Below are 14375 nucleotides of genomic sequence, written 5' to 3' on the forward strand. Positions count from 1 at the left end.
TACTCTTGTTGTTTAATGATTATTTTGTTTCATACAGATTTCTCCGTCTTTCATGTGAAAGCGGCTGTCGTGTTCCACCAGGAAACGGATGACGGTTATGCTTTTCTCTGCCGGGAAAGGCAGGGATTCCGTTATGGCATTGACCGGGAGCGGCTGTTCTCCGGATAAGCGTTTCAGGAGCTTGTCGCGTATCATGTTGAAGTCCCTGTTGCTTAATCCTGAACTGTTCTTGGAGAGGCAGACATCACAGCATCCGCAGTCTTCCGTGTCCTTCTCTCCAAAGTAAGAGATTAGCAGGTGACTGCGGCAGATGCGTTCTGTTTCGAGGTACTCTACGACTTTGGTGATGCGTTTCCCAGCTCTTTCACGTCGCTTCTCATAGACGGAGGGAGGAATGATAAGGGAGTTTCCCTTTATCCCTGGATGGGTGCGAGTGACTTGTGGAGCTACCTTATTAAAGGCTTCATCCTGCTGTTCAATGTATTCGATATATCCGGACAGCTCCAATAGCTTCAGAGCATGATGGACCTGCAACGGGGGAAGTTGATAGGTTGAACAGAAATCCGCTAACGAGAAGTCATGCGCCAGGTTGTAGCTGTCCAAGGCTTCATATATCTGTTTGATGAGTTTCTTATCTGGAAATTCATCTTCTATCCGCTTTTTCAGTATGAGGCTGTCTGTCTCAGAACAGAGGGCTACGGCATAGGCTTTCTTGTTATCACGTCCGGCACGTCCTGCTTCCTGGTAGTATTCTTCCAACGAACCGGGCATATCCAGATGTACGACCAGACGTACATCCGGTTTATCGATCCCCATGCCGAAAGCATTGGTGGCAACCATTACCCTGCATTCGTTGTTCTTCCAGCGGTTTTGCCGTATCTCCTTCTCTTCTCGGCTCAGTCCGGCATGGAAGTAGTCGGCGGATATGCTGGCTTGTTGCAGGAGGATGGCAACCTCTTTTGTCTGCTTCCGGTTTCGTACATAGACGATGGCCGTACCTGGGACTTTGCTGAGTATATAGACAAGTGTACCCGGTTTGTCTTCCGTGCGGCGTACAATATACGCCAGGTTCGGACGGACAAAGCTTTTCCTGAAAACATTTTTCTCTTTGAAAAGCAACCGTTCCTGTATGTCGTCCACCACTTCCGGAGTAGCCGTTGCTGTAAGCGCTAATACCGGTACACCGGGCAACTGTTTGCGGACATCGGCAATATGAAGGTAGGAGGGACGGAAATCATAACCCCATTGCGAGATACAATGGCTCTCGTCTACAACCAGCAGGCAGACGTTCATGGCTTGCAGCTTCTCCCGGAATTGTTCCATGGCGAGACGTTCGGGCGAGATGTACAGAAATTTGCAGTTTCCGGAAATGCACCTTTCCAGTTCTGTGGCAATCTCCTGTCGGCTCATGCCTGAGTAGACAGCCGTAGCGTTGATTCCTACCCGGCGTAGATTGTCTACCTGGTCGCGCATCAACGCTATCAATGGGGTGACGACGATGCATATCCCCTCCATTATCAGTGCCGGAACCTGGAAGGTGATGGATTTACCACCTCCCGTAGGCATCAGTCCGAGCGTATCTTTTCCTTCGCAGACAGCATGAATGATTTCTTCCTGCAAAGGACGGAAAGCAGGGTATCCCCAGTACTTCCCTAATATCTTATGGTAGACGTCCACCGCATCCCTTCACATATCGTTCTCCTTGATATCCTTCACCATAAGTTGTAGAGAGGTGTTGCCGTTATAGGTGTTCTCTTCGATGGTGTAACAGATATTGAAAGGCTTCATGTTTTTGATATGGGTATTGTGCTGGTGCATGCCGAAGGCAATGCCATGTATCGGCGTATTCGATTTGTCGTCGATCAATTCCAGTTTGATATGCTCCAGCTCTTTACCCACCAACTTGCTGGTTCCGTAATCCTTTACGCCGAAAGAACAGAACACCGGCTTCTGGTTGTCCGGGCCGAAGGGGTTCATTTTCTTCAGCTCGCTCATGAATTTGGGATTGATATCCTGCAAGTCCAATACGGCGTCGACGTCGAGTTGGGGTATCATCTGTTCGGGGATAATCTCGTCGGCAGCCAGCTTGAGGAACCGTTCGGTGAAAGCTTCCAGATTCTCTTCTCTAAGGGAGAGCCCGGCTGCATAAGTATGTCCGCCGAAGTTTTCCAACAAGTCACGGCAGTTCTCGATTGCCTTATAGATATCGAATCCTGTAACCGAGCGTGCGGAGCCCGTGATCAGTTCGGAAGATTTGGTCAGTACGACAGCCGGACGGTAATACTTTTCCGTCAGGCGGGATGCAACGATACCGATCACACCCTTGTGCCAGCCTGGGTTATAGACAATGATCGCCTTCCGGTCTTCCATGTTCTGAAACTCGTCGATGATGGCATTCGCTTCGTCCGTGATTTTTTTGTCCAGTTCGCGTCGTTCTTCGTTGTACTGGTTGATGCTTTCACTTTTCTCCCTTGCGCTGTCCACATCTTTCGCCAGTAAGAGTTCGACAGCTTCCTTTCCGTTCATCATACGTCCGGAGGCATTGATACGTGGTCCGATCTTGAAAACGATGTCGCTGATGGTGATCTCTTTTCCGGACAGACCGCAGATGTCGATGATTCCCTTCAGTCCGAGGCTCGGGTTACTGTTGAGTTGCTTTAGACCGTAATAGGCCAGTATGCGGTTCTCCCCTGTGATGGGAACGATGTCCGATGCAATGCTGACTGCCGTCAGTTCCAACAGTTTCTCCAGGTCGGCAAACGGGAAGTTATTGCTCTTGGCAAACGCCTGCATGAACTTGAAACCGACTCCGCATCCCGACAGATGTTCATACGGGTAGATCGAATCCACCCGCTTGGCATCCAACACCGCCACAGCATCCGGCAATGTGTCGTCCGGCATATGGTGGTCACAGATAATAAAGTCGATACCCAATTCCTTGGCATACTCGATCTTCTCAATCGCTTTGATGCCGCAGTCAAGCGAGATGATAAGCGTAATCCCGTTTTCCTTGGCATAATTGATCCCCTTGTATGAGATCCCGTACCCTTCGTCATACCGATCCGGGATATAGTAATCCAATGATGACGAATAGGGGCGTAAAAACTTGTAGACCAGAGAAACAGCGGTCGTGCCGTCTACATCATAGTCACCGTAAACCAAAATCTTTTCTTTATTGCCCAGAGCCTTGTTCAGACGCTTGACAGCCTTTTCCATATCCGGCATAAGGAATGGATCGTGCAGGTCGCTCAAGCTGGGTTTAAAGAATTTCTTCACCTCTTCAACAGTGGTCAGTCCTCGTTGAACGAGCAAAAGACATACGACCGGACTGAGGCCCAGTTCGGTTGCCAGCTTGTCTCTTTTATGTAACTCTTCTTCTGTTGGGGTTTGAAAGTTCCATTTTGTAATCATTATATATTGTTTTTTTCTTTTTTATCGTCCCAGATATATTGGATATAGAAGCTGATAGCAACAAAATCTCCAATATATTTCAATCCGTAAAGTTAGACAATATAAATGGATATTTCTGTTCAGGCGCATACATTTTTATTAAAATACATTTTCTCTACTTTTTATAATAAAGTCCGCGAATGATTTGTACATTTGTGACATTATTTAAAAAACAATGACAGACGATATTCAAAAAGCCTGTGAAATCATGCAGGCAGGAGGGATAATACTCTATCCCACAGATACTATTTGGGGGATTGGTTGTGATGCAACCAACGAGAAAGCCGTGCAAAGAGTGTACGAGCTGAAGAGAAGAATTGACAATAAGGCTATGTTGGTCCTGACTGACAGTACGGCGAAACTGAGTATGTACGTGTCGGAAATTCCCGATATAGCCTGGGACTTGATCGAGGTAGCCGACAAACCGTTGACGGTTATTTATCCGCATGCGAAGAATATTGCCGGTAACCTGTTGGGCGAAGACGGCAGCGTCGGAATCCGGATCACAAACGAAGAGTTCTCACGTAAGCTGTGCGAACGTTTCCGGAGGCCGTTGGTTTCCACATCTGCAAATGTAAGCGGAGAACCTTCTCCGGCTAATTTCAGTGAAGTGTCGGATGTGATTAAGAACGGTGTCGATTATATAGTGAAGTATCGCCAGGATGATATGAGTAAGGCAAAACCTTCCAATATCATTAAATTAGGAGATGGTGGCGTTATTCAGGTAATCAGATAAAAATGAAGAAGAGCAAGCAGGCAGGGAAATACATATTATCGGATTATCTATCGGCTTCCGTTGCATGGTTGTTGTTCAATATCCTTCGTTACGAGGTGTTTGCCATCGACGAAGGGGCAAGCAGTCTGCTCGACTATCTGCAATATCCGGGTGTGCTTACCGGCCAGGCAATCATCCCTTTTTTCTGGCTGGTTCTTTATTATTTCTCCGGGTATTATAATAAACCGTTTGGAAAATCCCGTCTGACCGAATTGTTTTCGACGTTTATCACGGTGCTGATCGGTACGCTTGTCGTATTCTTTGCCTTGATGCTCGACGATATTCCCCATTCGTTCAAGATATATTACAAGCTGTTTTTCGGCCTGTTCGGCTTACAGTTTATCGTGACCTATATCCCGCGCCTGCTGATCACGCAGGACGGTGTCCGTAAGATCAAGAGCCGGAAATGGGCGATGAACGTACTTGTGGTCGGCGCCGGAGGTAAGGCTGTCCGTATCGCCCGCGACCTGTACCGCCTGGGATATAATATTTACGGTTTCGTATCGGAGAACGGGAATATCCCCGCCAAGGCAGACCGTGCCCATGTCTTAGGGACGGTGGAGGATATCCCGGCCTTGATGGATACAGGGAATGTCGACGAGTTCGTCCTGGCTGTCGAGTCGAAAAGCAACAAGGAGCTGTTGGGCATCCTTTATTCGCTCTACCGTTATAAACGTCCGATAAAGGTGTTGGCAGACCGCTTCAATATGTTGTCCAAGATCCAGATCCGGACCATTCGGGGAATTCCCCTGGTCGACGTGACGGATAACAATTTCTCGCCTGCCGCACAGAATATTAAGCTTTTTCTGGATAAAGTTTGTTCTGTTGCCGCATTGGTACTCCTTTCCCCGTTGTTCGCCTATATCGCTTGGCGGGTGAAGAAAGACTCTCCGGGTCCCATCTTCTTCCGTCAGGAACGGATCGGCTATCTCGGCGAGCCGTTTATGATGTATAAGTTCCGGACCATGTATGTAAATGCAGAGGAAAACGGACCGTTGCTTGCCTCGGAGGACGATTGCCGCATTACGCCGTTCGGGCGGATCATGCGGAAGTATCGGTTGGATGAGCTGCCCCAGTTCTGGAATGTGTTGAAAGGGGATATGTCGCTCGTCGGGCCCCGTCCCGAACGAAAATATTTTATTGACGAGATTGTGAAGAAGGCTCCCTATTATTACCTGCTGCACAACGTCCGTCCGGGTATTACCTCGTTAGGGATGGTGAAGTATGGCTATGCCGAGAATGTGGATAAAATGATAGAGCGTATGGAATACGATATATTATATTACGAAAACATGTCACTGACACTGGATCTGACAATTCTGATCTATACAGTTAAAACAGTAATTACAGGTAAAGGTATTTAAGATGGTAAACGAAGGATTATTCTATCGGTTCCTGCTATGGCGGGACAAGCATATAAAAGAGAAAAATTTTATCTTGATCGTCAGTCTTTTGGTCGGGATTTGCACGGCTGCCGCCGCTATTATCCTGAAATGGATTATTCATCATATCCAACATATGTTGACCGGAAACTTTAACCAGGACGGTGCTAACTACCTCTACCTGCTCTATCCGGTGATTGGTATCCTGCTTGCCGGTTTGTTCGTCAAGTATATCGTGCGGGACGACATCAGCCACGGGGTGACGAAAATCCTGTATGCCATTTCCCAGCGTAAGAGCCGTATCAAACCCCATAACACCTGGACCTCCATTGTGGCCAGTTCCGTCACCATCGGTTTTGGTGGATCGGTCGGGGCGGAAGCGCCTATCGTGCTGACGGGAGCGGCGATCGGTTCCAATCTGGGACGCCTGTTCAGGATGGAGCAAAAGACGTTGATGCTGCTTGTCGGCTGTGGGGCGGCAGGCGCCATTTCCGGTATCTTTAAGGCTCCGATAACCGGAGTGGTCTTCGTGGTGGAAGTGCTGTTGCTCGACCTGACGATGACGTCGGTATTGCCTCTGCTTATCACTTCAGTGACAGCTGCGACTGTCTCCTATATCTTTACAGGGACGGAAGCGATGTTCCCCTTTTCACAGACCGAAGTGTTTGTGATCGAACGCATACCCTACGTCCTTCTGCTCGGCGTGTTCTGTGGCCTGGTATCCCTCTATTTTACGAAGGTGATGAACAGGGTGGAGGGAATGTACCGGAAACTCGGTAAGTACTGGAAGAAATTTCTTGTCGGAGGCATCATGCTGAGCGTATTGATTTTTGTATTCCCCCCGCTTTACGGTGAAGGTTACGACACGATCTCGTCCCTGCTCAACGGCCAGTTCTCCCATATCATGGACAAGAGTATGTTCTACGGTCTGAACGATACTTACTGGGGCTTGCAACTCTTCCTGACGCTGATCCTGCTCTTCAAAGTCTTTGCTTCGAGTGCGACGAACGCCGGAGGCGGATGCGGTGGTATTTTTGCTCCCAGCTTGTATTTGGGTTGTATTGCCGGTTTCGTGTTTGCCCATGCGTCTAATTTTTTCCCCTTTACGATGTACCTCTCGGAGAAGAATTTCGCCCTTTTGGGGATGGCAGGCATCATGTCCGGTGTCATGCATGCACCGCTGACGGGTGTCTTCCTTATTGCCGAGCTGACAGGTGGCTACGAGCTTTTCCTCCCGCTGATGATCGTCTCGGTCAGCTCCTATATCACGATCAAGATGTTCCTGCCCCACAGTATCTACTCGATGCGTCTGGCCCAGAAAGGCGAGTTGCTGACCCACCATAAGGACCGTGCCGTCCTGACGCTCCTCAATACAGACAGTGTGATCGAACGCGATTTCCTCACCGTCTCTCCCGAAATGTCGTTAGGCGATATGGTGAAGGTGATCGCCAAGAGCGGACGAAACACCTTCCCGGTCATTGACGAGCGGGGAATCCTGTTAGGGCTCGTCCTGCTGGACAATATCCGGAATATTATGTTCCGTCCGGAGTTATATAACCGGTTCCATGTCTCCAAGTTCATGGTGTCGGCTCCCGCCAAGATACAGGTTGGGACACCAATGGAGCAGATTATGCGTATCTTTGACGATACGAAAGCCTGGAACCTTCCAGTAGTGGACGAGGAAGGACGATACATAGGCTTTATGTCCAAGTCAAAAATATTTAACTCATACCGCGAAGTGCTGGTAGAAAACTTTTCAGGAGATTAAGAAGATGAAAAAAGAAGATTTGCGAATCGTATATATGGGCACTCCCGACTTTGCCGTGGAGAGCCTGCGTGCCTTGGTTGAAGGCGGATATAATGTAGTAGGCGTGATCACGATGCCGGACAAACCCGTAGGCCGTCATGGCAGTGTCTTGCAGGCAAGCCCCGTCAAGCAATATGCTATCTCGAAAGGGCTGCCTGTGCTCCAGCCGGTAAAGCTCAAAGACGAAGCTTTCCTCGCCGAACTCCGTGCGTTGGAGGCAGACTTGCAGATTGTCGTGGCCTTCCGTATGCTGCCGGAGGTGGTCTGGAATATGCCGCGTCTGGGGACGTTTAACCTCCATGCCTCTCTCTTGCCTCAGTACCGGGGAGCAGCCCCGATCAACTGGGCGGTCATCAACGGAGATACGGAAACCGGCGTGACGACCTTCTTCCTGACACACGAGATCGACACCGGCAAGATCATCCGCCAGAAACACCTCCCTATAGCCGATACGGACGATGTCGGCACTGTGCACGACTCTCTGATGACGATGGGTGCCGGCCTGGTGTTGGAGACTGTCGACCTACTGTTGGAAGGCAAGACTGACGCCATACCCCAGGAAGAGTTCTATCAAGACTCAGCCGAACTCCGTCCCGCCCCGAAGATATTCAAAGAAACCTGTCGTATCGATTGGCATCTGCCTCTGAAAAAGATATACGATTTCATCCGTGGCTTGTCACCTTATCCCGCTGCCTGGACGGAGATTGTATCACCAGAAGGTGTGCACACCGTACTGAAGATCTACCAGACGGAGAAGCATCCGTCAGACCATAACTTGCCCATCGGAACTCTTTGTACGGATAAAAAAAATAGCCATATAGATATCGCCGTAGAAGGCGGTTATCTTCGTCTGCTCTCCGTGCAGCTTGCCGGAAAGAAGCGCTTGCCGGCCGCTGATTTCCTAAACGGCTTTAAGCAGATCGGGGAATATAAAGTCGATTAATAGAAAAAAGGAGCTGCTTTCATAAAGGAGCTCCTTTTTATTAGTCAGTAATATCCTGCTTATTTGGTTTCTTTCAACGCGTCTTCCAAGCTGATCCCTAAGCGTCGGCAACGCCTTTGCCGTAGGCGGGGTCGGCTTTGTAGCAGTTACGGACGTGACGTTGTTGGATGAACAGTTCGGCTCCTCCTATCTGGCGGGCCGTGTTTTCGAACAACAGCTGTTGTTCGTCGGCAGGCATCAGGCGGAACAGGTCGCCGGGCTGGCTGTAGTAGTCGTCATCGTATTCACGTTCGTTGTAGTTGTAGATGGCGCCGTTGGCGGGGTAGGGCGGTTCCTTGTTCTCGGGAGAGTCCTTCCATTCGCCGTAGCTGTTGGGTTCGTATCCTTTGGTCGCACCGTAGTTGCCGTCTACACGCATGGCTCCGTCGCGGTGATAGGCGTGGAACGGGCAGCGCGGCTTGTTTACCGGGATCTGTTCGGAGTTTACGCCCAAGCGGTAACGTTGTGCGTCACCGTAGGAGAAAAGGCGTCCCTGGAGCATCTTGTCGGGCGAGAAGCCGATGCCGTCGACAATATTGATCGGGTTGAAAGCGGCTTGTTCCACTTCGGCGAAGTAGTTTTCCGGGTTACGGTTCAACTCGAGGATACCTACATCCTGCAGCGGGAAGTCTCCGTGCGGCCAGACCTTTGTCAGGTCGAAGGGGTTGATACGGTAGTTGTCTGCCTGCTCGGTCGTCATCAGCTGGATTTGGAATTTCCATTTCGGGAAGTCACCTTTCTCGATGCTTTCGAACAGGTCGCGCTGGTGAGACTCGCGGTCTTTGGCAATGATCGCCTCCGCTTCCTGGTCGGTCAGGTTCTTGATGCCCTGCATGGTTTTTAGGTGGAACTTCACCCAGATACGTTTGTTGTCGGCATTGATGAAGCTGTACGTATGGCTCCCGAATCCATGCATGTGGCGGTAGGAATAAGGGATGCCGCGCGGGCTCATGGTGATGGTAATCTGGTGCAACGCTTCGGGAAGCAGTGTCCAGAAGTCCCAGTTGTTGTTGGCACTGCGCATGTTCGTCTTCGGATCACGTTTGATGGCGTGGTTAAGATCGGGGAACTTCAACGGATCGCGCAGGAAGAATACCGGCGTGTTGTTGCCCACTAGGTCCCAATTGCCCTCTTCCGTATAGAACTTCATGGCGAAGCCGCGTATGTCACGCTCGGCGTCGGCAGCCCCACGTTCTCCGGCTACGGTCGAGAAGCGGACAAAGCAGTCTGTCTTTTTGCCTACTTCGCTGAAGATGGCGGCTTTCGTGTAGCGGGTGATATCGTGTGTGACGGTAAAAGTGCCGTACGCACCCGAACCTTTGGCATGCATACGGCGTTCGGGGATTACTTCCCGGTCGAAGTGTGCGAGTTTTTCGATCAGCCAGGGATCTTGCAATAAGACCTGGCCGCGCGGACCTACTGTCTGCGTGTTCTGATTGTCTGCCACGGGACGCCCGTTGGCAGCAGTTAGTTTCTTGTCATTCATACTGATTTTTTTATTAGTCCGTATTCTTTCAGCTTCACTTTATCCTTTAAAATAAAACTGCCTGTCTACAGATATTGTTTTTGACTGTGGTGTAAAAGTAAGATGTTATTAAACACTTGTCAAATAGGTAATTTCAATACCTGGATAGACTTGTTTTATATTGGGAAAGGAATTGACGCAAAAAGGTAGCTGCAAATGCCCATAAACCGAATAAAAGCAATATTTTTGTGTTTGATTCAATATGTAGAATATGGAAGAGGATATAAAATGAATAGGAAAATTCAAATACGCAATAGTACGGCTGAGTTCTTGATTTTTACAAATCAAGCGAAAGAAGATGGCATTGAGGTGCGGTTACAAGGAGATACGATTTGGTTGAGTCAAAAACTGATGGCCACACTCTTTGATTGTTCTACAGACAATATAGGGCTGCATTTGAAAAACATTTTTAAAGAAGGTGAGTTAGATGAAATTTCAGTTACCGAGTCTTTCTCGGTAACTGCTTCCGATGGGAAAAACTATAATACCAAGCATTATAACCTTGATGCTATTATTGCCGTAGGTTATCGTATAAACAGCAAACGAGCTACAGCATTTCGACGTTGGGCGACCAATATCCTCCGGGACTATGCGATAAGGGGATATGTGATAGACAAGGAGCGAATGAAGAATGGAACGTTCTTCAACGAGAACTATTTCAATAGCCTGCTTGAAGAGGTTAGAGAAATACGAGCCAGTGAGCGTCTATTCTATCAAAAAATAACTGATATATATGCTACTGCATTTGATTATGACGCAAAATCACAAACAACGCTCGATCTCTTTGCACACGTTCAGAATAAACTTCATTTTGCAATTCATCGTCATACGGCTGCAGAGTTGATAATGAACAGAGCTGATAGCGATAAAGAGCATATGGGGCTTACAACATGGAAGAATGCTCCAAACGGGAAGATTATCAAAAGTGATGTTTCTATCGCTAAGAACTATCTTACAGAACGAGAACTTCTTCGTTTGGACAGAATCGTTTCAATGTATTTGGATTATGCGGAAGAACAAGCTGAGCGACATATCCCTATGTCAATGGAAGATTGGGCAAAGAAGTTAGACGCCTTTTTACAGTTTAATGAGTATGACCTACTTAACAATATAGGCACAGTCTCCGCACAAGTTGCCAAAGCATTCGCTGAAAGTGAATTTGAGAAATATCGTATCATTCAAGACCGATTGTTTCAGTCTGATTTTGACAGATATAATACGGGTAATCTACTTGATTTTGATAATACAGAAAAATAAGTCAAACTGTTGAAAATATAACAAAGGTGTCTGACAAGAGCACGAACTCTTGTCAGACACCTTTGTTAATTTCACTTTTATTTCCGGCTGAACCTGTCCAGCACCTTTTCCTGGAAATCTTGCATCAGCTCATAGAAGCTCGGGATGAACATCGTTGCAAAAATGGTGTTGACCGCCATACCGAATACGACGGCTGCACCTAATGACAGGCGGCTTCCCGCCCCGGCTCCCGTAGCGAACAGCAGAGGCATGACACCCAGCACGAAGGCGAACGAGGTCATCAAGATCGGGCGCAAGCGGACGTGCCCGGCTTCGAGGGCCGATTCGCGTATCGGATTGCCGGCTTTGTGGTAGTCGCGGGCGAACTCGACGATCAGGATGCCGTTCTTGGCCGAGAGGGCGATCAGGAGGATGATACCGATTTGCGTATAGATACTGACCGGGACACCCATGACGAAACAGCCCAGGATCGCACCCAACAGGGCTATCGGCAATCCTAAAATGGCGGCAATCGGGCTTGTCCAGCTTTCATACTGGGCGGAAAGGACCAGGAAGGCGACCAACAGCGCCATGGCAAAGACGAGCATTGTCGTAGAACCGGCTTTCGTCTCCTGGTAGGCGACGGAGGTCCATTCGTATCCGAAATTATCACCCAACTGTTCCTGTACCAGCTCTTCCATGGCCTGTATCGCTTCACCGGAGCTGTATTCCGGGTTGGCGATGCAGGTGATGGAGGCGGACTTATACATATTATAGAGGTTGATCTGGTCCAGCCCCAACTGGTCTTTCACTTCGGTGAAAGCAGAGAAGGGAACCATTTTTCCCGCATTGTTCTCGAGGCTCAGGTGCATGACATCGTCTATGACCTTCTGTGCCTCTCCGTTAGCTTCGATCTTGACCTGGTAGATGCGTCCGAACTCGACGAAGTCGTTGACGTAGGCGGCTCCCATGTAGTAACTCAGCGTGGAGAATACCTGGTTGAGCTGGAGTCCTGACAGCTGCACTTTGTCGCGGTCGATCTCCAGTTTGTATTGGGGGACGTTCGCCTGGTACATGCTCGAGAGGCTGAGCAACTGCGGCTTGCTGCGGTAGGTCTGCTGAAGGGTTTCGATGGCGCGTTGCATCTCTGTCGGACCGAGGTTCTTACGGTCTTCCAATTGCAGCTGCAAACCGCCCGAAGCACCTAATCCGGGGATAGCAGGGGGAACCATTGCGAATATCTGGGCTTCCTCGATGCCATAGGCTTCGCGGTTGAAGCGGTTGACGACGGCCGAGGCTGTATGTGCCTTGCCTTTCCGCTCGTCCCAGTTCTTCAGGATTACAAAATAGGTACCGGCATTGGAGAGTTCGCCGCCGCCCATGATGGAGAAACCGTTTACCCCGATATAGGTCTTGACCTCCGGGTAGCTGTCGAGTATTTTGTCTATCTTTTTCCCGACCGCTTCCGTACGGTTCAGGCTGGCAGCCGGAGGGAGCTGAGCGGATACAAGGAAGTAGCCGTCGTCCTCTTCAGGGATGAAGGTGGTTGGCCAGCGCATAAACATGACGATAGCCACGGCGGTTATGACACCGAACACTAACATGGTGACAACCGGATGTTTCAGCATACGGCCGACAATGTCATCATAGAGGCTCTGCGTCTTGCCGAATACCTTGTTGAATGCTTTGAACACGAAGAACTTCGGCTCTTTATTGGCTTGCAGAAACAGGGCGCAGAGGGCGGGCGTAAGCGTAAGCGAGTTGAATCCGCTCAGGACGGTGGCTGCTGCAATGGTCAGTGCGAATTGTTTGTACAGCTGTCCGGAGATGCCGCCAATGAAAGTGGTCGGGATAAACACCGCCAGCAGTACTAACACGACACCGACAATCGGGCCGACGATTTCACCCATGGCCTCCGTTACCGCCTCGCGTGCGGTGTATTTACCCGTGTCCATCAGGCGCGACGAATTTTCCACCACCACGATCGCGTCGTCCACCACAATCGCTATCGCAAGGATCAGCCCGAACAGTGTCAGCGTATTGATCGAAAATCCCAATGCAGACATCACCGCCAACGTCCCGATCAGGGAGACGGGAATGGTGATACAGGGGATGATGACCGCCCGGAAGTTTTGCAGGAAAAGGAAGATCACGAGAATCACAAGCGCAGTCGTTTCGAGGAAGGTGACGAGTACCTCATCGATGGAAGCGTTGATGACCTGTGTCGTGTCCAAGGTTACATCATAGGTGACGTCCTCCGGCAGGTTGGCGGCCAGCTGTTTCATCTTGTCGCGCACCCCTTTGGCCACTTCGAGCGAGTTGGAGCCGGGTAGCTGGTAGATGGCGATGGCTGCACTCGAATGGCCTTTCAGGCTGGAGGTGACGTTGTAGGAAGAGCTGCCCAGTTCGATGTGGGCGACGTCTTTCAGCCGTAGGATCTTGCCACCCTCTTCGGTGCGGAGGATGATGTTGCCGAACTCTTCCGGTGTCGTGAGGCGTCCTTTTACGGTCAGCGTGTATTGGAAGGGGTTGTCCGCTTTGGCGATCGGTTGCCCGACATAGCCGGCGGAGACCTGTGTGTTCTGTGTCGAGATGGCCTGGAAGATCATATCGGGAGTCAGGTTCCGGATACGCATGGCGTCAGGGTCGAGCCAGACGCGCATGCTGTAGCTGCCTGCACCCATGACACTGACAGAGCCTACACCCGGCAGGCGGGTCAGTTCGTCGGTCATGTTGAGGTTTGCGTAGTTGCTCAGGTAAAGCCCGTTGTAGATGGGATTCTTGGAGCTTAAAGTCAGCATCATGACGATGTTCGACGATTGTTTCTTAGTCGTGATGCCCTGTACGATCACCGCCTCCGGCAAGCTGCTTTGTGCGATGCTGACACGGTTTTGCACCATGACGGTCGCCATGTCGATGTCTGTCCCGACGGCAAACGTGATGGTCAGCGAATAGGCTCCCGAGCTGGATGAATTGGAACTCATGTATAGCATGCCGTCCACACCGTTCACCTGCTGTTCGATGGGCAGCCCGACAGTCTGTGCGACTGTTTCCGCATCCGCACCCGGATAGACGGCCGAGACTTGTACGGTAGGCGGTGTGATCTCCGGATATTGTGCGATCGGCAATATATGTAGCGTGACCAATCCGGCTACCACCAGGATGAGGGCGAGGACGGTAGCGAATATGGGTCTGTTGATGAAGAATTTTACCATAGC

8 protein-coding genes and 1 pseudogene are annotated in these 14375 nt (G+C 49.9%); 5 read left to right on the forward strand and 4 right to left on the reverse strand.

Features of this window, described 5'->3' with window-relative positions; all coding sequences use genetic code 11:
- Window positions 1-12: 12 nt before the first annotated feature.
- Together DW083_RS05695 and recJ are read right to left on the reverse strand one after the other, a co-directional pair.
- A complete protein-coding gene (locus tag DW083_RS05695) occupies window positions 13-1677 on the reverse strand; it encodes an ATP-dependent DNA helicase RecQ (protein WP_122331721.1) in 1665 nt (554 codons plus the stop codon).
- Between the two features lie 9 nt (window positions 1678-1686).
- Window positions 1687-3411 (reverse strand): single-stranded-DNA-specific exonuclease RecJ, encoded by a 1725-nt coding sequence (gene recJ / locus DW083_RS05700; protein WP_115498796.1) that lies wholly within the window; start codon window positions 3409-3411, stop codon window positions 1687-1689.
- 214 nt (window positions 3412-3625) lie between these two features.
- On the opposite strand from recJ, the gene DW083_RS05705 reads away from it, so the two are divergent.
- From DW083_RS05705 to fmt, 4 genes are read left to right on the forward strand one after another with little or no spacing between them, the layout of a single operon-like run.
- A complete protein-coding gene (locus tag DW083_RS05705; protein ID WP_122331722.1) occupies window positions 3626-4186 on the forward strand; it encodes an L-threonylcarbamoyladenylate synthase in 561 nt (186 codons plus the stop codon).
- Window positions 4187-4188: 2 nt separating this feature from the next.
- Window positions 4189-5589: a sugar transferase gene (locus tag DW083_RS05710; RefSeq protein WP_122331723.1), complete on the forward strand. Its 1401-nt coding sequence runs from the start codon at window positions 4189-4191 to the stop codon at window positions 5587-5589.
- 1 nt (window position 5590) lies between these two features.
- Window positions 5591-7375, forward strand: a complete 1785-nt coding sequence (locus DW083_RS05715) for a chloride channel protein (protein WP_115498793.1) — start codon at window positions 5591-5593, stop codon at window positions 7373-7375.
- 4 nt (window positions 7376-7379) lie between these two features.
- On the forward strand, window positions 7380-8357 hold the full coding sequence (fmt, locus tag DW083_RS05720; protein ID WP_122331724.1) for a methionyl-tRNA formyltransferase: 978 nt from the start codon (window positions 7380-7382) through the stop codon (window positions 8355-8357).
- Window positions 8358-8416: 59 nt separating this feature from the next.
- Here fmt and DW083_RS05725 read toward each other — a convergent pair.
- Window positions 8417-9882 (reverse strand): annotated as a pseudogene (locus DW083_RS05725) (catalase).
- 267 nt (window positions 9883-10149) lie between these two features.
- Here DW083_RS05725 and DW083_RS05730 point away from each other — a divergent pair.
- Complete coding sequence (locus tag DW083_RS05730; protein WP_122331741.1) at window positions 10150-11178, forward strand: virulence RhuM family protein; 1029 nt, start codon at window positions 10150-10152, stop codon at window positions 11176-11178.
- A gap of 77 nt (window positions 11179-11255) precedes the next feature.
- Here the strand turns inward: DW083_RS05730 and DW083_RS05735 are convergent, their stop codons facing one another.
- A complete protein-coding gene (locus DW083_RS05735; RefSeq protein ID WP_122331725.1) occupies window positions 11256-14372 on the reverse strand; it encodes an efflux RND transporter permease subunit in 3117 nt (1038 codons plus the stop codon).
- Window positions 14373-14375: the final 3 nt, after the last annotated feature.

It is taken from the genome of Parabacteroides sp. AF48-14 (assembly GCF_003477465.1).
Taxonomy (GTDB): domain Bacteria; phylum Bacteroidota; class Bacteroidia; order Bacteroidales; family Tannerellaceae; genus Parabacteroides; species Parabacteroides acidifaciens.

What these genes read in the sequence shown, in the direction of transcription:
- recJ (WP_115498796.1), bottom strand. Translation starts at nt 3,411, where the DNA reads ATGATTACAAAATGGAACTTTCAAACCCCAACAGAAGAAGAGTTACAT.
- DW083_RS05705 (WP_122331722.1), top strand. Translation starts at nt 3,626, where the DNA reads ATGACAGACGATATTCAAAAAGCCTGTGAAATCATGCAGGCAGGAGGG.
- DW083_RS05710 (WP_122331723.1), top strand. Translation starts at nt 4,189, where the DNA reads ATGAAGAAGAGCAAGCAGGCAGGGAAATACATATTATCGGATTATCTA.
- DW083_RS05715 (WP_115498793.1), top strand. Translation starts at nt 5,591, where the DNA reads ATGGTAAACGAAGGATTATTCTATCGGTTCCTGCTATGGCGGGACAAG.
- fmt (WP_122331724.1), top strand. Translation starts at nt 7,380, where the DNA reads ATGAAAAAAGAAGATTTGCGAATCGTATATATGGGCACTCCCGACTTT.
- DW083_RS05730 (WP_122331741.1), top strand. Translation starts at nt 10,150, where the DNA reads ATGAATAGGAAAATTCAAATACGCAATAGTACGGCTGAGTTCTTGATT.
- DW083_RS05735 (WP_122331725.1), bottom strand. Translation starts at nt 14,372, where the DNA reads ATGGTAAAATTCTTCATCAACAGACCCATATTCGCTACCGTCCTCGCC.